We start from the raw sequence: 20,658 nt of genomic DNA, 5'->3' as shown, positions 1-20,658 counted from the left end.
GCGCCACCACTTTGATTTCCTGAGGTTGAGACCGTTGGCATACCGGTTTTGCGATCCGCACGGATTTCGCAGAACGGAAATCATTGTTTGCAGAACTGTAAACAGCTGTTGTTTTTTCGGAAGCAGTAAATCCTTCTGAAAAATAGTTAACATGTAAGTTGTTGAAAAATATAATAAAAAACTTCAGAAAAGTTACCTGGTTAATGGCCTCTTAACTGCAAAGCTCCGGCTGAAATTGCGCGTCTGCGCGTTATCAGAAGGAGTGCAGTAACATGCCTAGCTTACCCGCAACACGTCCCGTCATCGGGACAAATGAAGACGATGTTTTGAATGGCTCGAAACACTCCGACGTAATGTCCGGACGTTTCGGCGACGATCTCCTGACCGGCAAGAACGGGAATGACGAAATCTGGGGCGGAACCGGAGACGACACGCTCTATGGCGACAACGGCAACGACATTCTGTATGGATCGGGTGGCCCGAGCCTCGTGCAGGTGACGTCTGTCGAGATCGCCGACGACTACCCGGTCTCTGTGGTGTTCGAAGGCGAGACCGCAGGATATCGCAATACGTTCGGCTACTACAAGATCGCCGAAGACGGCACCATCAAGGATGTCGAATTCATCTGGCCGAACGCCTCGCTGCAAGGCAGCGGCGGTAGCCTGATTGCGGGCGAGTCCCGTGAATTCCTCGATGTCAGCGCCGGCGACCGTGTTGCCTTCTTCATCGTCTCCAACGGCTATGGCCGGAACGGTGGCTATTCGCATCTCGACATGGAGAACGGCACGCTGGAGTTCCAGAACTCCGATGGAAGCCAGGCAACGCTCAACAGCGACAGCCCGCGTCTGTATCACATCGCGCCTGACGGCACGAAGACGCTCATCAAGTACGACCCCTATCATACGTCCGCGTATGGCGACACGGTCAACCTGAACCCGGACAACATCCTGCATACAACCGGTGTCCTGAAGACCGATGCCGGCACCCTGACCCTCGGTTTCGAGGATCTCTTCAACGGCGGTGACCGCGACTTTGACGACAGTGTCTTTACGGTCGATATCGGCCTCGCCAATGCCTTGCTCCTGAATGCTCACTACAATCAGGGTGGTGGCGGCACCGATCCCGATCCCGGAAACGGTGGTGACACACCGGTTATCGTGGAGCGGTCCGACAACGACCACCTGCATGGGGGAACCGGTGCCGATGAACTCCACGGCCGTTCCGGAGACGACTGGCTCTACGGCAACAACGGCGATGACGACCTGCATGGCGGCAGCGGCAATGACAACCTCTATGGAGGGTCTGGCGAGGACAAGCTCTATGGCAATTCCGGCAATGATATCCTCTATGGCGGCCAGCAGAATGACGAGCTGAACGGCAACAACGGTGACGACACGCTTTACGGCGAATCCGGAAACGACACGCTCAACGGCGGCTCCGGAAACGACACCCTTGATGGCGGTAATGAGAATGACACGCTCAACGGCGGTTCCGGCGATGACGTTATGCAGGGCGGTTATGGCGACGATTCGCTCAATGGCGGCACCGGCGACGACACGATGGACGGCGGCAACGGCGTCGATATGCTCATCGGCGGTTCCGGCAATGACATCATGCAGGGCGGTTACGGCGAAGACATCCTCAAGGGTGGCGCCGGCAACGACGAACTGCGCGGTGGTCACAACAACGACAAGCTCTACGGCGGTCACGACGACGACACGTTCTATGGAGATGCCGGTAACGACTACATGCATGGCGGCCGTGGCAACGACACCGTCGACTATTCCGCCTTTGGTGTCGATCTGTCGATCCTGCTCCATAACAAGAAGGCGCACGGCCTGGAGATCGGAACGGACACGTTGCACTTCATCGACAACATCAAGTCCGGCTCCGGCAACGACATTCTGAAAGGAACCTCCGGTGTTAACGTGATCGACGGCGGTGCGGGCAACGACGAGATCCGGAGCCTTGGCGGCAGCGACACGCTGACCGGTGGCACTGGCATCGACACGTTCATCTTCCGCAGCTACGACCTGAGCGGGGTGGATCTCATCACCGACTTCGCTATCGGTACGGACTTGCTGGACTTCAGCCATCTTGCCGGAAGCGATGATGACCAGACCTTCCTCGGGAAGCTTCAGGCGACCGGATCAGACGGCGACACGCTGCTCTCCGTCGACCTTTCCGGCGACGGAAACTACAACGACATCTGCACCTTGAACGGTGTCGGAGAGCAGTCGCTGCAGTTCCTGTTTGACAATGATTGCTTTGTCTTCTGAGGACTGAACTCTGAAAATCCAACAGGCTGCGGACCTCGTTTTGCGGCCTGTTTCTGCTTCGATCGCCTCCGAAATCTTTGCAAAATTGGAAAACCCTCGGGCCGCTCTGGCTTCCGGGGGTTTTTCATTTTGCAAAACCGAAATATCGCATTTGCAGGCGGGGATTAATAAAAATTCAAAAAATCAATGAGTTAATCAGGTTTGGCCGCATGCCCGAACAGGCGTTAACCACGCGTCGTTGTTGGCATCCCAGTTGCAGAAGGTTCGCTGTCGACGCAACAATGGGAAGCAGAACTTGGAAATCATTCACGAAAGACCCAGCCAAAGGCTGCACTATCGGGTAACCGCGCCGATGCGCGTTGCCGTGGGAGAGCAGTCTTTCGACGCTGTCGATTGGGGTCTTGGCGGCTGCCGGATCGCAGGCGTCTTTCGTGATCTGCCCGAAGTCGGCACCAGCCACGAATTGCTTTGCACCCTCCCGTTCCAGGGTTTCAACATCACGCTGAAGGCAGACGCCAAAGTCATTCGTCTCGACGAAGAAAAAGGCGAGGTCGCCTACAGGTTCGTGCAGCTCGGCGAACGCGAAACCGCCCTGATGCAGCATTTCGTCGAAGATCTCGTGCGCGGCAAGATGACTGATGTCGCCGATACGATCGTCCGCATCGACACTCCTGTCACACCTGTCCCGACGAAACCCGATCCGAACCCGGTCGAAGCGATGCCGGTGCGTCGCTGGCCGGTTAGACAGATCGTCATGACGCTTTTCTATTTCGCTCTCGGCGCGGTGGTTTTTGGTTATGTTGGCCTTTACGTGTTCGCGACGTTGTTCCGCCTGGAAGTCACTTCTGCGGTCGTGACGTCGGAGCGGCAGGCAATCACCGCACCGGCGAACGGCCGGGTCCTGAGCGCGCAGCACGGCATCGGCGACATCGTCGCAGCCGGACAGGTTCTTCTCGTCATGGAAGACGGGCGGCATGAAGAAACGTTGCGCCGGGCGCAGACGGCGCTGGCATCGACCCGGGCAGAGCTTGCCGAAACGGAAGCCCTGCTTGCCGAGGAGAACCGGAAGGCCGAGGGTTACGCGCTTGTTGCACGCAACAACGTGCGCCAGGCCGGATCTCAGGTCGAAGGGCTTGAGCTTGCCAGGGAAAACGCGCTCCTCAAGGTCGAGCGCATGCGCTCCCTTGCGAAAAAGGGTCTTGCCCTTGCCGATGACGTCGAGGCTGCGGAGCTTGAACTCAAGTCGGTCATCTCGGACCTCGAACGAAAGCAGATCCATATCCGGGAACTTGAGGAACTGATTGCCGGCGGCGACAGCGTCCGCCTGTTTACGGGCAACGCCTTCGCCGGACGTCTTGAGGAGATGAAGGCAAGGGTCGCCCGGCTGAAGTCCCAGGAAACATTCCAGGCCTCCATGGTCGAGGATCTGATGGACAAGGAAACCCGGCTGAAAGTCGCGGCTCCTTTCGCGGGCCTTGTCAGGGAAAGAGACATACTGGAGGGCACGGCAGCCAAACAGGGGGAACCGCTGCTGGTGCTCGAAAAGTCAGGATCGGAAGAAGTGAGCGCGTATCTCACGCAGGATGAGGTGCTTCACATTCGCCTGGGCACGACGGCCAATATTTTTGTTCCGTCCGAAAATCGCTGGGTGACCGGCACTGTCGATCACATCGACCGGACGGACGGATTTGTCGACGAAGTCTCCGAAACCTTCCGTTTCAGGGCACCGGATGCGCGCTCCGCGAAAGTCACACTGATACCCGATGGCAGTGCATTTCCGGCCAGTGGAACACCCATTACGGTCTATTTCGAACGCCATCGGAACAATCTCGTCTTCCGGACAGCGCAGCAACTGGTGAGTGGGCGGTGATGGCACAGAACAGATCATCACTTCCCTACAAGGTCGACGAGATCATGCATCAGCCGCGAGGCTGGGCGAAGTGGACCCCCTGGGCGCTGTTCCAGATCGCGCTTTACTTCGGCTGCTGTTTCATCGGGCTCACGATCTTCGAGAACGTGTTCTTCAGCCCGTCCACGAAAGAGATTACCTTCGTGATCGGCCTCCTGGGCATCTGGCGCTACGGCTGGTGGTTCACCCATGCCGTGCGGGCGTGGATCTATGGCAAGTTCGTCTATCCGTCCATGCGCGATGCGGGCAAGAAGGTCTGGGACGACGGCTGGCGCCCGCGGCATTTGCATTTCATGATGACGACCTACAAGGAACACCGCGACATCACCGAGAAAGTCATCCGCTCGATCTGCCGCGAGATCAGGGATGCAGGTGTTCCCGGCACGATCTGGCTCGGCTCTGGCGACAGGTCCGACGAGGAGCTCATTTCCAATCTGCTCGTTCGCGAATGGTCGGATCTGGATGTCACGCTACATGTCGTGCGGCAGAATCAGCCGGGCAAACGGCTTGCCATCGGCCTGGTCCTTCGCGCGATGAGCCGCGGCAATGTTGAGGATGACGACCTCATCATTTTCATGGACGGCGACTTCATTCTGGCGCCCAACGCAGTTGGTGCCTGCCTGCCGCTGTTCAAGCTTTATCCCGATCTCCAGGCCTGCACGACAGACGAGGAAGTGCTCTGCATCGGACCCAGATGGGTCGGCAACTGGCTGACCATGCGCTTTGCCCAGAGGCGTCTTGCCATGCAGTCCCACTCCCTGTCCGGCCGGGTTCTGACGCTGACGGGCCGCATGTCCGTGTTTCGCGCCAACCACCTTGTCAAACTGAAGTTCATCCGTTTGCTGGAGGCCGATCACCTGGAGCATTGGCTCTGGGGCAAGTTCCGCTTCCTGTCCGGAGACGACAAGAGCACCTGGTACTACATGCTCCAGTCCGGCTGCCGCATGCTCTATGTCCCCGATGCCATGGGCTACACGGTCGAGGTGATCGAAGGTTCCGGCATGGACCGGATGGTGCAGAATTTCCGCCGCTGGTCCGGAAACATGCTCCGCAACGGCACCCGGGCGCTTGCCCTTGGGCCGCACCGCATGCCGTTCTTCATCTGGTGGTGCCTGCTCGACCAGCGGGTTTCCATGTGGACCATGCTCGTGAGCCCCGTGCTCGCGGTCTGTACGTCGTTCCTGTACGACCCGCACTATATCTTCGGCTACATTGTCTTTATCTGCATTACGCGCATGCTCTTGTCACTGTTCCTTTTCCAGTACGCACGCAAAGTGGATCTCAGCTACCCGTTCATTCTCTATTTCAACCAGCTCATCAATGCGTCCGTGAAAGTCTACTGCATCTTCCGGCTGTCAAAGCAGCGCTGGTCCAATAGAGGTGACCAGCGTGCGGGCGAGGGCGATGGCCTCATTGCAACGCTCCAGAACTGGATGGCGAGCTATCTGACGTTTCTCTATGTGACGCTGCTCTTCCTGGGCGTTTGCCTGATGGCCGGTCTCATCGATCCGCCAAGCAGCGGCATGATCACCTATCTGCTCGGGTGGACGGCCTCGGTCTGAATGCCGGAGCGGTTTTCGATTTTGCAAAACCTTCCTTTTCAATATTGGATAGTTGTCGACTTCCCAAAATCGGAAAAACGTCACAAGTAATTGTATTTATTGATTTTTATTTGATAAGTATGCGGTGGCCCGGTTCTTGTTTCTAAAGGCGCAGAAACAATTTCAGGGGCTTTGCCATGAGACCGACACCAAGATTCTACACTGCCGCCATGGCCATCACCGCGATGATCGCGCTGGCACCGGTCGCGTTCAATGTCGTGGTCGATGCATTCGATCACAACCAACTGGTTGACCTTGACCTGAACAAGAAGGAAACCAGCGTCAAGGCGCACTATCCGCTTTACAAGATGATCGAGTATCCGCGGATCAAGGCACCGACCGTAATCCTGGGAGACAGCCGTGCACGGGCGCTGCAGGACAGGTACTGGCAGGAACTCGGCCGCGACGACGTCTACAATTTCGCCTACGGCGGTGCGACCGTTTACGAGATCTACGACACCTTCAAATACCTGCGCGACACGGTCGACCTCGACACCCTGATCGTGAGCCTGCCGCTGAGAAGCATGGACGCCCGCTTCAAGGGCGGCATGAACCGCGTCCCGGAGGCGATTTCGCTCGCGGACAATCCGTTCGGTTACTACACCAACTGGTTCGTTACCAAGACGGGCTGGCGCCTTCTCGAGGAACGTTACCCGGCCCTGACAGGCTCCTTTGATGACGTGTCCTTCTGGCCGGTTCAGGAGGCCAAGGCGGCGGATTTCGACGCGATCGGAAAACTGTCCGTCGAGGCGCTGCTCGACCCGTCCCTTTGCGACGAATGCGCCCTGAGCGCATCGGTTTCCGCGCTGCGGCTTCCGGCGATCTATCACGGTCACGGATTCGGTCTGGGACGCTGGGCGGGGTACTGGCCCGAGATCACGATTGAACGCGATCTGCCGCAGCTTTTTGCGAAGCAGGTCGGCACAAATGGTGCGGCCGACTGGCGCCGCTTCAAGCAGTCGGATGAGCTGTGGGCGATGGTTGAAGAAATCGCGTCCTGGTCGGCCCAAAACGATGTCGAGCTCATTTTCCTGATCCCGCCGACCATTTCCGAGATGCAGCGCAGGATTTCCGATTTCGGTCTGACGGCCGCCAACCACAAGTTCCGCGAGCGGCTGTCAACGCTGGCTCCAGTTGTGGATCTGGATTTCGACACACCCTTTACCCGTGAGCTGGAGAACTTCACCGACGCCTACCACTTCGGTTCCAATCCCGCGCGCCGGATCGTCGGCGAACTGCTGATGCTGATCGACAGTGATCCGGAGCATGTTGCCTCGGCAACCAAGCGCCGCAAGGACCTGGTCTGCCCGCTCACACCTGCCGAAACGGCAAAGTCCCACAAGGAAGGCACGCTGGAACTCTTGGAAGGCGTTTCCTGCAGGATCTGGAGGCAGAACAATGGCTAAACCTTTCTTTCCATTCGAGGAAATCATTGTTGGCGCGACCAGATTGATCATGGGCGCCATCGCGGCAGCCGGGGTCCGGGAGACGCAGAACCGCTCACCCGAAACACCTGCCGAACTTGAATGTTCCTGCAACGAAAATCGTCAGCGTCTGAACAACTTTGACACTGGCCGGCTGGATACCGAACTCACCCTGGAGGTGTTGCTATGACCCGGATGAACAAGAAATCGCTGCTTTGGAAAGGGCTCTTGCTCGGAGCCGTGTTTGGTGTGGCCGGAGCGGTGGCGCTTTCTTCCGACACCACGCCTGTAAAGGCCAAGTCCGAGCGGATAGACCCGACCATCGAGGAGATGATCAAGCAGGCGCGCGGTCTGCAGAAAGTCGGCCGCTGGGAAGCAGCCGCGGATATCCTGACCCAGCTTGCCAATGACGGTCATCCGGTTGCGCTCTTTCATCTAGGCAGGGCCTACAAGAACGGCTGGGGCGTTGACACCGACCTGGACCAGTCCCGACTGATCTTCATGGAGGCGGTCAGGTACTCCTTTGCGTTTCGCGGTGAGACCGCTTACGAACTCGGCCGGCTGTTTCAGCGCTCGTCTGGAGACAAATGCGCCGAGATTGCTCTGCAGTGGTTCATGAAGGCGCTTGAGTGGGATTATCCCAAGGCGCATGTGCAGCTTGCCAAGCACTATGAGCGCGGCATCGGCACCGGGCGTGACCTGAACGCGGCCTTTGACCACTATGAACAGGCGGCCATCGCAGGTTACCCCTCGTCGACCATCAACTATGCGCGCATCCTGCTGACGGGGCGCTATGGCCTGACACCGGATCCCGACCGCGCCCGTTTCTGGGCGGAGCGTGCGATTGCCGGTCTGGAACAAAAGGCCCGGGACGGGTCGGCAAGTTCAGCAAAGACCCTCGGCCGGATTTACCGGGACGGTGAATTCATGGCCGCGGACCGGTCCCTTGCGGAAGACTGGTTCCTGCGCTCGGCAAATCTTGGCGACGCAGGCGCGATGCATGATCTCGCATTGATGCTCCTGGTCGGCTCTCCGGATGCAAAGGCGACCGCAGATGCTCTGAAGTGGCTGCGTCTTGCCGCCACTGCCGAACATGGCGGCGCTCTGACGGCGCTCGCCCGTCTTCACCTCAAACAGAAACACGGGCTTGAGCCGGAAAACGCGGTTGACCTGCTCGAGCGTGGCGTCGCCGTCGGCCATCCCGGTGCGATGCAGGAACTCGCGCGGCTCTTCGCAGCCGGCGATCTCGTGCTCCAGGACCGCCAGAAGGCGATCGAACTTGCTCAGAAGGGGGCCGATCGCGGCCACCAGGGCAGCACCAGCCTCTTGAAGGAGCTCCTTCAGGAGGACGAGGCGAACCTCACGATCATCGAGAAATCCGTTCAACCCGTTGCTGACAAGAAGGAGGGCTGAGTCATGGTCTTCAGTTCATTGGAATTTATCTACCTGTTCCTGCCCCCGGTTCTGCTGGGATACCTGATCCTCCGCCACTACGGCTGGGAAAACGGGATTATATGGTGGCTGATCCTGGCCTCGCTTGTCTTCTATGGCTGGTGGACACCGATCTATCTGCCATTGCTTCTGGGTTCGGTTGTTGTCAACTACGGTTTTCACCGTGTCCTGCGCGCTGTGAAGGACAAGTTCATCCTTGTCAGCGGAATTGTCTTCAACCTCGGACTGATCGCGGTGTTCAAGTATGCCGACTTCTTCATCGGCAATGCCAACTTCATTGCCGGGGCGGACATCCCGCTGTTGCACCTTGTGCTTCCTCTGGCGATTTCGTTCTTCACGTTCCAGCAGATCTCTTTCCTGATCGACACCTGGAAGGGCGAAGTGACGGAGTGCGACTTCCCGCGCTACATGCTGTTCGTCGTCTTCTTTCCGCAGCTTATTGCCGGACCGATCGTGATGCAGAAGGAGACCATTCCGCAGTTCAAATTGCCGGTTTTCAAGAACAAGCTGGTTCTCAATCTTGCTGTCGGCAGCACGCTCTTCGCCATCGGTCTGTTCAAGAAGATTGTTCTGGCTGACGGCATCGCGCCTTATGCGAACTCGGTCTTCAACATGGCCGAGACCACGTCGGGCGTTCCGTTCGAGGCAGCCTGGATTGGCGCACTCGCCTATACGTTTCAGCTGTATTTCGACTTCTCCGGCTATTGCGACATGGCGCTGGGTCTTGCAAGGCTCTTCGGCATCCGCCTGCCGGTAAACTTCAACTCGCCCTACAAGGCGACCAGCATCTCCGATTTCTGGCGTCGCTGGCACATTACGCTGTCGCACTTCCTGCGGGACTATCTCTATATCCCGCTCGGCGGTAACCGCAGCGGTCCCGTCCGCCGCTATTCCAACCTGATGATCACGATGCTGCTTGGCGGCTTGTGGCACGGGGCCAGCTGGACATTCGTCTTCTGGGGCGGTCTGCATGGCGCCTACCTTGCCATCAACCATGGCTGGTCGGCCCTGGTCTCTGCCGGATACGTTCCTTCGATCTTGCCGAAGCCGGTCGGCAATGTCCTCAGCCGTGGCATTACTCTGCTGGCTGTTGTTGTTGCCTGGGTCTATTTCCGCGCCGAGAGCTTTGAAGGTGCCAACAACATCATTCTCGGCATGACAGGTCTCTCGACGGTCTATGAACCTGCGCTCTGGTCAGCGATGGTCACCGGGACGGCACCGGTCTGGGCGGCAATGATCTGCCTTGCGGCAATCGTCTTCCTGTTGCCGAACTCGATCGAGTTTACCGAAAACTACAACCCGATCCTGGGCCTGAAGAAATTCGTGTCCCAACGGCGTTCGGACGGTTTCCTGCCGGTGCGCTGGAAGCCGACGGCGGGCTGGGCAGCAGCTGTCTCCGTTCTCTTCGGCGTTGCTCTCATCCAGACCTATCGCCTGGCCGAACTCACCGAGTTCATCTACTTCAACTTCTAGCCGGAAGGTCGCAATGCGATATCTGCTTCAGATACTTGGTCTCTCCGCTGCCCTGTGTGGCCCAATCGCCCAGGCAGCGGGGAGAGATGCAGAAGGCAGCACTCTCTCGCTGCCGGTTCAGAAGATGTCGGTCGATCTTGAGACCGGCATCGTCTCGCGCAAGGGAGAACGTGGGCTGTGCCTGGAAACAGTCTCCCAGGCCGGGCCTCACAAACTGGTCGTTCGGAAAAACCCGGGCGACGATCGTCCCACGGTCACGGTCAACGGGATCGAACAGGATTGGATCGTGGCGGCTTCCGGTCCGGCCCGCATGGGAGCGCTGCGGCTCGCACGCGATGGCTCCCTGGCCGCTCTGCGCACGTGGAAGACCGGGGAAAAGCAGACGGAACTCCTTCTGGACGGGCAGATTGCAAAGAGCTGGTCGCGCAACACGGCCGTGAAGCTGCTGCGCTACACGACTGATGCGGTGCTGCTTCTGGAAAAAAAGGCCGGGCATGCCTGGCATCTCAACAGGTATCCGATATCGCCGGACGCACGGATCATGACAGAGGCAGAAACGCTCGTCGATTTCAGTAGCTGTGAACCCGGTCGCATGCGGATTGCCGGCGATGTGCTCTGGGCCCAACTCGATTGCGGCACATCTGACACAAAGGGCATACACAGGATTGATCTCAAAACGGGTGCCATCGGCGAACCTGTGTTGGTTTCGCGACAGGCCGAATTGACGAAACTTCCAAAGTCATTCGAACTTTCGGGCGGACAGACCGTGATCGACGTATCCGGCACGCCCGCCGCCCTTCGGTTCTTTTATGCCGTTTCGGGCCTCTTCCTGTCTCAGACGGGCGAGGTTCGTGCGTGCTCTTCCGATGCCGAGGGCCTGCAAAGCTGGAACCAGAGTTACCGGCTGCGGGCACTCTCTTCCCTCTACCAGGAAACCGGCGCCGACGTCTTTGCGCGGCTGGCGCTGAAATCGATGCGTCTGACGCTTGCCGGAAACGACGCCTTGCAACACCGGGCGGACGCGAAAGGTCCGCAATGCGGATGGAGTTCGACGATCTACGGGACCAATCCCGGCGAACGGCTTTCGCTCATGATCAACCAGGCGATGATCGCGAACGCATTGACGCGATCCTGCAGGGCCCTTGGAAGCTTGTGCCCGCACGACCTGGCGGAAGAAATCGCTGAAACGAATGCCTGTCTTGCCGGGGCCTATGAGCGTGACTTCGATGCCGATCGCGGCCTTTACCGCATCAACACGGATATCGACTTTCGCTTCGCCGGCAAACTTGCCCCCTGGAATTGGCAGATTGCCTTTGCCGGGGTTCTGGATGCTCTGCCTGATACCGGTCTGCAGGAAAGAGCTCAGAACATGGTGCGGATCTTCCTGAGCGAATGGGACCGGGATGAACACGGCGGTCTTTGGCGCTATTGGCCCACGGGATACTATCTGGAGAAGGGCCTGGCGGCGGAAAGTCTTGCTGAGCAGAGATATGAGGATACGGGCCACGCGGGCATCACGCTTCTGACGCTCAGTGACTTTGCGTCCGGCTCCAGCGCGAGCATTTCCAGGGCAGTGCGGGATCGGCTCGATTTTCTGCTGACGTTCGGCAGCGAAATGCCCCGGGATCTGGATGGACATGGGCCCAGGGGAGAGCGCTGGTTCCCGGCGAGTGGCTGGAGCCACTACGCAACACCGATGTTCGGGGACATTTATTCGTCACCGGTTCCCGGACAGACCTCCGCCGATACGCTTTATGCCTATGCGCACCTGTTTGATGCATCGGACCCGTTCCGGTTGACGATCGATATCTACAGCTGCGACGTCAGTTGCACCCGGGAGAAACAGCTCTCCTTTGGAAGCCTGCAGGCCTTCATGAGCGGCAATCCGTTTTTCCGGGTTTCGTCGGAAACTCCGGCAAACTAAAGACCCGGGGAGCGGTATTTCTCTGCGTTAAATCGAAAATTCATAACCCATGGGAAAGGATGGTCCAAAGTGCGTGACCAAGGGGGGCGGATCCGGCAAAGGGAACCGAGGGTACGAAGAATGCGCAAGTGGATCCAGGAACTGACATACGACGCCACTTTCTGGCTGGTCCTGGTCTTCATTTCGGCTTCGGCGATCGCAGCTTACGTGATTGCCGTTGATTTCGGACAAAAGGCGAGAACGGCCGATCTCTCAGCGGCGGCCCGTGCGCAGTCGGAACTGCTGACGGCTGCGCGATCATTCTATTCGCGCGAGGTCGTGGACAAGCTCTATTCCTCGCAGGATGTCTCGGTCAGCCATGACTATCATGACAAGGACCTGACGATACCTGCGCCGGTGTCGATGACACTCGCGCTCGAAGACGAGTTGAAGGCGCAGGGCGCGAGCAGCGCGATCCGGATGCTGTCGACGCACCCGTGGCCATGGCGGCAGGACCGGCAGCTCGACGACTTTGAAGCGGCTGCCCTTGCTGCGATCGAGAAGGATCCCGACAAGCCGTTTCAGCGGCTTGAACAGCGCGACGAGGGAACATTTTTCCGCAGTGCGACGGCTGTGCGCATGGAAGAAAGCTGCGTCGCCTGTCACAACACTCATCCTGAATCGCCGCGCACTGTTTGGGAGGTCGGTGATGTGAGGGGACTGCAGGAGGTCATAATTCCTGCAAGCGCGCTCTACGGGACCGGGTTCACTTCGATCGACAACCTGATTTTCATGCTCGCGATTGCGTTCGCCGCAGCGCTTGCCTTGACCTTCGTGCTGTCGCTTCAACGCCAGCGCGCCATGCGGCGCCTCGCGGGTCTTGCCGAGGCGGAGCGGGAAAAGAACGATGCGCTCGTGAAGGCCACGTTGCGCGCCGAAACGGGCGAGGCGCAGGTCAGCGCAATTCTGGACACGATGCTTGACGGTGTCCTGACCCTCTCGCCTTCGGGTGAAGTCCTGAGCGCCAACAGGCGGGCTCTCGCCATGTTCGGCGCGTCCGAAAGCGGCGAACTGGTCGGCCGGCCGATCAGCGATTTTCTGCCCGACACGGGCGGCGAAGAACTTCCTTTCGAATGCTGTCCCGGCACGGCGACCTGCATTGAGACCTCCGGCAAACGGCTGGAAGCAACAGGCAGGCGGCTGGACGGCGGCGAATATCCGGTAGAGATGTCCCTTTCGGAAGTGGTCATCGACGGATCGGCCACCTTCACGGCGATCTTCAGGGATTTGACGGACAGGAAAGCGGCCGCAGCCAAGGTGAAGCAGGCGGAAACCCGTCTTGTCGATGCGATCGAATCTCTGCCGGACGGTTTCGTGCTCTACGACGCCGAGGACCGCCTTGTTCTCTGCAACAGCAAGTACAGGGAGTTCTACAGTTCCAGCGCGGATCTCATACAGCCGGGTGCGAAATTCGAGGACATCATCAGAAAAGGCGCCATGCGCGGTCAGTATCAGGTCTCGGAAGACATCCTGGAAGACTGGGTCGCCATGCGCATGGAACGTCACCAGAACCCGGGTGCGCCGATGGAGCAGCACCTGGATGACGGCCGCTGGTTGCGGGTCATCGAGACCCGCACGAGCGAGGGCGGAATGGTCGGGTTCCGCGTCGACATCACGGAACTCAAGAACCGCGAAGCCGAACTCAGGCGCAACGAAGACCTGCTGCGCAACGTCGTCGATGCATCCTTTGACGGCGTCATCGTCATGAACGGGGACGGCGTCGTCCTGGATTTCAGCCCTGCTGCCGAAGATGTTTTTGGCTGGACCGCGACCGAGCTCATCGGCAGAAAGATGTCCGACTACATTATTCCGGACCAGCACCGAAAGGCGCATGACGACGGCCTGGTCCGGTTTCTGAAAACTGGCGATGGTCCGGTCCTCGGGAAACGGATCGAAATCGAAGGGCTCCACAGGGACGGGCACGAAATCATTGTCGAACTGGCAATCCGTCATACCAAGGGGGCCGAAGGTCCGCTGTTTCTGGGTTATGTCCGGGACATCACCGAACGCAAGGCCGCCGATGCTGCACTCAGGGACGCCAAGGAAAGGGCCGAAGCTGCGAACGAGGCCAAGGCCAAGTTCCTCGCAATGATGAGCCACGAAATCCGCACGCCGATGAACGGCGTGCTCGGTATTTTAAGCCTGCTGCGTGACACCGAGCTGGACCCGGCGCAGGCCGACTACGTCAAGACGGCGCGTGAGTCGGGTCGTTCGCTCCTGGAGCTGATCAACGACATTCTCGACTTTTCCAAGCTCGAAGCGGGCCGCATGGAGCTCGACATAGCACCCTTCCGGCTCAAGACGGTGGTCAACAGCGTGGTCGACCTGTTCAAGCCGATTGCCCAGGACAAGGGGCTGCAGCTTGTGATGAAGTATCCGACAGAGCTGCCGCACACGGTTGTGGGTGACTCGGGCCGTCTGAGGCAGGTTGTCCTGAACCTTGTCTCGAACGCCATCAAGTTCACCGAGATCGGCTTCGTCGAAATTGCCGTCGATATCAAGAAGGACGACCCGGTGGAGCCGACGTTCAGATTCTCGGTGCGGGACTCCGGTATTGGAATTCCGGAAGACAAGCACGAAGCGCTTTTCGGAGACTTCGTCACGGTCGACACGAGCTATACGAAGAAACAGGGAGGAACCGGGCTCGGCCTTGCGATCTGCAGGCAGATAGCGCACCTGATGGGTGGCGAAGTCTTCGTCGAAAGCGAAGAGGATGTCGGCAGCACGTTCGAGTTTGTCGTTCCGATCCGGCTCGCGGACGATCAGACCGTTGTTCCGGAAGAAGATCACACGGAGGAACAGGCCGCACTTCCCGACAACCTGACGGTTTTGCTTGCCGAGGACAATGCAACCAACCAGATCGTGGTCAGTCACGCCCTGCAAAGTGCCGGCTGCGACGTCGATATTGCGAACAACGGCAGAGAGGCTGTCCAGGCCGCATCAAAACGGGACTACGACTGCATTTTGATGGATATTTCGATGCCCGAAATGGACGGGATCGAGGCAACGCGCCGCATAAGGCAAGGGCAGCGCAACCTGGAGACGCCCATCGTCGCGCTCACGGCCTATTCGCTGCGCGGCGACCGGGAACGGTTCCTTGATTCTGGCATGTCGGATTTCCTCGCAAAGCCGGTCGAAAAGGAAGATCTTCTGGCATGCATTTCCCGGAATGTTTCCACCAGTGTCGCCAGCACTCCCGAAACCGTAGCCTCCGGAACCACGGCATCGCTGGAGGCGGCCCGGGAAATCCTTGGAACCATGCCGGACGAGCTCAAGCAGAAGCTGCTGCAGCAGTTTGTCGATGATACTCTCAAACGCCGGACGTCGGCGCTCGACGCGGCCGAGGCAAACGAACCGGACAAGCTCGAACGGGCCACGCACGCCCTGAAAAGCGTGGCCGGAACTTTCGGTGCCATTGAACTTGCAACCATCGCGACCACGGTCAACACGCTGGTCCGTGACGGCAAGGAGACGGCAGCCATGGGTAAAATGGACGATCTCTCAGAGATCTGTGACCGTACACTAACGGAAGTTAAAGCATTGGCGGACGAAATAGGTGTAAAGATATCTCTAGAAACCTGATCGATGATCTGCGCTGCGGAAGGAGCACGAGGTGAAAGTTCTGATCGTTGAAGACGCTCTGCCGCTTGCGACAGTGTACTCTCATCAGTTGTCGCGCGCGGGTCTCGACACGCTTCATGTGGAAACGGGCACGGACGCCCTGTCGCGCCTGCGCAAGGGCGGCATCAGTGTCGTGTTGCTTGATCTGCAGTTGCCGGACATGAGCGGAATGGACGTTCTGGCGGCCATCCGCGAAGAGCAGCTCCCGGTAACCGTGGTGGTCGTCACCAGTTCCGGCTCCATCAAGACAGCGGTCGACGCCATGCAGGCCGGGGCGTACGATTTCATCGTCAAACCGGTTGCGGAAGAACGTCTCGTCACCACGACGCGCAACGCGCTTGAACGCGAAACCCTCACCGAAGTTGTCGAAGAAGTGCGCAAACCTGCTGCCGGCAAGCTGCAGCACGGTTTTGTCGGCTCGTCCCTGCCGATGACGGCCGTCTACAAGATGATCGAGAGTGTCGCCCGTTCAAACGCGTCCGTTTTCATCACGGGGGAGAGCGGCACGGGCAAAGAAGTCTGTGCCGAGGCGATTCACCGCTCCAGCCCGCGCGCCAAGAAACCCTTTGTTCCCTTGAACTGCGCCGCGATCCCGAAGGACCTGATCGAGTCCGAGATTTTCGGACACATCAAGGGTGCGTTCACCGGGGCGACGTCGGACCGGGACGGCGCCGCCGCGCGTGCGGACGGCGGGACGCTGTTCCTTGATGAAATCTGCGAACTGGAACTTGCCCTTCAGGCGAAACTTCTGCGTTTTTTGCAAAGCGGCACGGTTCAGAAGGTCGGCAGCGATGCGCTCAAGAAGGTGGATGTGCGCATTGTCTGCGCCACTAACAGGGACCCGCTCGGAGAAGTCGAAGCAGGAAGGTTTCGCGAGGACCTTTTCTACCGGCTTCACGTTTTGCCGATCGGATTGCCTCCCCTGAGGTCCAGGGGCGTCGACGTCCTGGAACTTGCGAAGCACTTTCTGACGCAGTTCGCCGGTGAGGAAGGCAAGACTTTCGAGGGATTTTCCGTCGAAGCGGAAGAGGCTCTGTTGTCCCATTCCTGGCCCGGCAATGTGCGCGAAATGCAGAACACGATCCGCAACCTTGTGGTCCTTAATGAGGGTCCGTTCGTGGAAGCTGACATGCTGACGACGCTGCAGGGGCGGGCGCCTGTGCCCAAGACCCAGGCCGAGCCGGTTTCGATCCAGAGCACAGCCGCTCGATCCATGCCCGCTGATGGGGGTGCCGCGGCGGTTTCGGGCGCATGGCCGGCAATCACGGTCACCTTGGGACAGCCCTTCGAACAGCTCGAACGCCAGATTATCGAGGCGACAATCAACGCTTGTGGCGGCAGCCTGCCCAAAACGGCGCGTACCCTGCAGGTCAGCCCTTCGACCCTTTATCGGAAGAAGGAAATCTGGGCGGAACAGGACATGGAAACAAACCCCGGCGACGACGCTCTCTCGGCGGAAAGCGCCTGACAGCCCCGCCCAAGCCCGTCCGTCTGATTATCCCTTGGTTGCCGCAAACAGCGCTTCGGCAATGCCGATCGTTGCAACATGCGACGTAACGGGAAGTTCCCCCCTCAGGATCGCTTTGCGCAGATAAGCGCGCTGCCGGGTGACCAGAACCGCATCCTCAAGATCATCCAAACAGGGTTCACCAAGCTTGATGACATGGCTAGCGACAAACACGTGCGCCCGCGCGATGCCCTGGTTGCCGTGCAGGACGAGCGCTGGACCGGCAATCCAGCGCCCGCCGCCATAGCCGGTCTCTTCGAGCAGTTCGCGACGCGCGGAAAATTCCGGATCTTCTCCCGGATCGACCTGGCCGCCCGGGAGTGTCAGACACACCTGACCGGCGCCGTGCTTGTATTGCTGTAACAGCAGCACCTCGTTTTCTTCTGTCACCGCGTAGACCGAGGAGAATGACGGAAGGTCGATCCGGAAGTAATCGTCGATGATCCGGCTGTCGGGCAACTGCACGGTCTGGCGCACAACCCGCAGGTGCTTGCCGGAATCGTAGACCGTGTCGCTCTGAAGCACCGACCAGTGCGGATCATCCAGGACGATCGAAGAGGCTTTCATTGCCAGGCTCCCTGAAACAGGCGGACGGGTGCTGCCGCCTTTGGCTTGATTGCGTTCATCGACCGTTTTTCGTAGCTCAGCAGCTGGCTGATATCGTTTGGGCCCGCAACGGTTGAAAGAACGTTCTGGCTCAGCAGCGCGTCGCACATCGGTTTGGCGTATCCGCTTGCCGCCGTCTTGCCGAGATAGGCGACGATGCGTGCCGCTTTGTGACGCCGCAGCATCTGGTTTTGCACCTGAGCCGTTGAAAACGAATTCGGTGCGATCAGCAGGCTGGTCTCGGTATCCTTGCAGATGACGTGATCCGGAAAACGGCGCGAGAACGACGACATGAAGCTATCGAGTTCCCGGTGTTCGTTCTCCCAGGTGAGGTAGGTCCGCTTTGCCGTTCTTCCGACACGCGTTCCGGCGAGACAGATACGCAGTGTCGCTGAGCCGCTGTCGATCAGCGGCGCCTGCTTTTGCGGATACGCGCTGTGGAGCACCATCCGGGCGACATACTCATACACTTCGTCGGAAAAATCGTGCTCGTGACGAACCAATAGTTCAGTTCCCCGCCAGAATTCCGTGCCGGCGGACGCGAAAATGCCGGCAAACCGTCTGCGCAAGCTTGACGGGATGCGCGAAGACGTCTCCGAATAGTTCAGGTTGGACAGGAGGTAGCAGGACCGCTGTTCCGCGAACTCCGCCAGGTAGTCCGCGAAAGTGTGATCCATGTCTCCATGGTTGGTGTCGAACAGAACGTTGGCATCAAAAAGAAAAACGTTCACTTGCTGCTTGTCCTGCGGAATGCCGTAAGGAACTGTCACCTTGCCGACCGTGTCGAAGTTTGTGTTCGAATACATTGCTTTGCCTCCTGGAATTTCGACTTGCAGAGGTCATTGCAATTCAGCGGCCAGATATCGAAAATAAAAATTATTATAAAAATCAGATATTTATTTCTGTCTTGGCACAGGAGTTCGCAGCCAGTGCGGGAAAGTTTTGCGAAATGGCAAAATGGAGTTTTTGATTTCGAAAATACCCTTCCCTGAACTGTCGTTCGCCAGGACGCTTTATATATAAGGGCTCGGTCAGCGGTCCTTATTTTGGTGTCGACCGGGACTTTGACCCTGTCTGGCTGGCATGGGATTTCTGAGCCTGAAACAGGTTTGCCGATTTGCAATCGGAAAATCGAAAACGGGAACTTTCTGTTGCCAAATTTGAAAACCGCAACAAAGTGCCAAAATTTGCAAAAATCATAAAGTATTGAAAAATATATAAAAAATGCGTGCAAACATGTTTGGCACGGAGATTGTTCTTGTAGTTCCCAGATACGATCACACGGGAGCAATGTCATGAACATGTTTGTTGGAAACTTCGAAACGGCACGCGAGATCGACGGAATTGAACTGAAGTTTGCGGACGAGAAAAAGGCGATCAGCGTTGTCGGACTGGGATATGTCGGCGCCGTGTCGCTTGCCTGCCTGAGCGACCTCGGCCACCGCGTTGTCGGCACCGACATCGACGATCAGAAGGTCGAGTCCATCTCCTGGGGCGAAAGCCCGATCCACGAAGACCGTCTCGGAGAACTGCTGACGCAGGGCGTCGCTGAGGATCTGCTGAGCGCAACCACCGACCTGAAGAAGGCGGTCATGGAGACGGACGTTACCTTCGTCTCGGTCGGCACCCCTACCAGTGAAGACGGCGGCTGCGACACACGCGCTATTGAAGCCGTTGCACGCGGCATCGGCGAGGCCCTTGCAGAGAAGGACGGGTTTCACATTGTCGTTCTTCGTTGTTCCGTTCCTCCGGGAACAACCCTCGACATCATGAAGCCAGTCCTGGAGCAGTATTCCGGAAAGAACGCGGGACGGGGCTTTGGCATCTGCTTTAATCCGGAGTTTCTGCGTGAAGGCACGGCAATTGCTGACTTCCACGAACCGCCGAAGACCGTAATCGGCGTCTCCGACCCGAGGACTGCGGCTGTGCTTGCTGAGATCTATGCACCGGTCGATGAAAACCCGATCGTCACGACGGTCGAGGTCGCCGAACTGGTGAAATATGTCGACAACGTCTGGCACGCAACCAAGGTTGTTTTCGCCAACGAAGTCGGGCGTCTGTGCAAGCCGATGGGCATCGACAGCCATGCGGTGATGGACATCTTCGTCCAGGACACCAAACTCAACCTGTCGCCCTATTACCTGAAGCCTGGCTTTGCCTTTGGTGGATCCTGCCTGCCTAAGGAAGTGCGCGCGGTGAACCACCTTGCGGAAAAGCTCGGCGTGGCAACCCCGCTGATGGACTCATTGACGCCCTCGAACGAAAAGCAGGTCGAACAGGCTGTCGATCTGGTCCGCGAAACCGGTGCGAAGAAGGTTGCTGTTCTCGGTGTGGCCTTCAAGCCCGGTACAGACGACCTGCGTGAGAGCCCGGCTCTTGAGCTGATCGCACAGTTGCAGGCAGAGGGCGCGGAGATTGTCGCCTACGATCCGGCGATCCAGCCCGGCCCGCATATCACGAAGCAGTTCGACTACATGCGTTATGCGGCTCCGCATCTCAAGAACGTGGTCGACGGTCTTGCGGACTTCATGCAGGAGACACCGGAAGACGCCGCACGCGACGCCGACGTCATCGTCGTTACCCAGAAACTGCCAGAGCTCCGGAGCGTGCTCAGGTCCAAGAAGGAAGAGGCACCGGTGGTGGATCTAGTCCGCATCTCCGACGAAGCCCGCAACTCTTCCCACACTATCGGCATCGGCTGGTAGACCTCACGCTCCCGTCCGCTCCCTCCCTCTTTGCCCCCATCGACACCCCACGGGAGGGAGCGGACACCTTCAAGATCACGGGCCGGTCAGGTGCATCGCAAACAACCTGACTGGCCCG

At 58.5% G+C, this 20,658-nt stretch carries 13 protein-coding genes; 11 read left to right on the top strand and 2 right to left on the bottom strand.

The genetic code is table 11. The features are described from left to right. Positions 1 to 272: 272 nt before the first annotated feature. From RDA78_RS27785 to RDA78_RS27740, 10 genes are all read left to right on the top strand, one after another. Positions 273 to 2,279 carry a DUF4114 domain-containing protein gene (locus RDA78_RS27785; RefSeq protein ID WP_434052983.1) on the top strand — a complete coding sequence of 669 codons (2,007 nt, stop codon included), beginning with the start codon at positions 273 to 275 and terminating at the stop codon, positions 2,277 to 2,279. 295 nt (positions 2,280 to 2,574) lie between these two features. Continuing rightward, entirely contained in the window at positions 2,575 to 4,149 is a 1,575-nt protein-coding gene (locus RDA78_RS27780) for an HlyD family efflux transporter periplasmic adaptor subunit (RefSeq protein ID WP_434052982.1), read from the top strand. Next, the gene (locus tag RDA78_RS27775; protein ID WP_434052981.1) at positions 4,149 to 5,750 is read left to right on the top strand and encodes a glycosyltransferase; all 1,602 of its coding nucleotides are present in this window, start codon (positions 4,149 to 4,151) and stop codon (positions 5,748 to 5,750) included. The genes RDA78_RS27780 and RDA78_RS27775 overlap by 1 nt, the downstream gene beginning before the upstream one ends. Positions 5,751 to 5,926: 176 nt before the next feature. Beyond that, on the top strand, positions 5,927 to 7,195 hold the full coding sequence (locus RDA78_RS27770) for a hypothetical protein (RefSeq protein ID WP_434052980.1): 1,269 nt from the start codon (positions 5,927 to 5,929) through the stop codon (positions 7,193 to 7,195). Further along, a complete protein-coding gene (locus tag RDA78_RS27765; RefSeq protein ID WP_434052979.1) occupies positions 7,188 to 7,403 on the top strand; it encodes a hypothetical protein in 216 nt (71 codons plus the stop codon). The genes RDA78_RS27770 and RDA78_RS27765 overlap by 8 nt, the downstream gene beginning before the upstream one ends. Next, the gene (locus RDA78_RS27760; protein ID WP_434052978.1) at positions 7,400 to 8,626 is read left to right on the top strand and encodes a tetratricopeptide repeat protein; all 1,227 of its coding nucleotides are present in this window, start codon (positions 7,400 to 7,402) and stop codon (positions 8,624 to 8,626) included. Before RDA78_RS27765 ends, RDA78_RS27760 begins: the two co-directional genes overlap by 4 nt. Positions 8,627 to 8,629: 3 nt before the next feature. Then, complete coding sequence (locus RDA78_RS27755; protein ID WP_434052977.1) at positions 8,630 to 10,138, top strand: MBOAT family O-acyltransferase; 1,509 nt, start codon at positions 8,630 to 8,632, stop codon at positions 10,136 to 10,138. 13 nt (positions 10,139 to 10,151) lie between these two features. Next, positions 10,152 to 12,062, top strand: coding sequence for a hypothetical protein (locus tag RDA78_RS27750; protein ID WP_434052976.1), 1,911 nt, complete (start codon positions 10,152 to 10,154; stop codon positions 12,060 to 12,062). A 120-nt stretch (positions 12,063 to 12,182) separates the two neighbouring features. After that, complete coding sequence (locus RDA78_RS27745; RefSeq protein WP_434052975.1) at positions 12,183 to 15,683, top strand: PAS domain S-box protein; 3,501 nt, start codon at positions 12,183 to 12,185, stop codon at positions 15,681 to 15,683. Positions 15,684 to 15,714: 31 nt separating this feature from the next. Next, entirely contained in the window at positions 15,715 to 17,190 is a 1,476-nt protein-coding gene (locus RDA78_RS27740) for a sigma-54-dependent transcriptional regulator (RefSeq protein WP_434052974.1), read from the top strand. A gap of 27 nt (positions 17,191 to 17,217) precedes the next feature. Here RDA78_RS27740 and RDA78_RS27735 read toward each other — a convergent pair whose 3' ends face one another. Further along, positions 17,218 to 17,796: an NUDIX hydrolase gene (locus RDA78_RS27735; protein ID WP_434052973.1), complete on the bottom strand. Its 579-nt coding sequence runs from the start codon at positions 17,794 to 17,796 to the stop codon at positions 17,218 to 17,220. Continuing rightward, complete coding sequence (locus RDA78_RS27730) at positions 17,793 to 18,641, bottom strand: hypothetical protein (RefSeq protein WP_434052972.1); 849 nt, start codon at positions 18,639 to 18,641, stop codon at positions 17,793 to 17,795. The genes RDA78_RS27735 and RDA78_RS27730 overlap by 4 nt, the downstream gene beginning before the upstream one ends. A 489-nt stretch (positions 18,642 to 19,130) precedes the next feature. Between RDA78_RS27730 and RDA78_RS27725 the strand changes: the two genes are divergently transcribed. Continuing rightward, entirely contained in the window at positions 19,131 to 20,540 is a 1,410-nt protein-coding gene (locus tag RDA78_RS27725; RefSeq protein WP_434052971.1) for a UDP-glucose dehydrogenase family protein, read from the top strand. Positions 20,541 to 20,658 lie beyond the last annotated feature (118 nt).

The sequence above is a fragment of the Roseibium sp. genome, assembly GCF_051016195.1.
GTDB lineage: Bacteria > Pseudomonadota > Alphaproteobacteria > Rhizobiales > Stappiaceae > Roseibium.
Note: the sequence above shows the minus strand (reverse complement) of the source record. Positions and strands in the feature narration are given on the sequence as shown.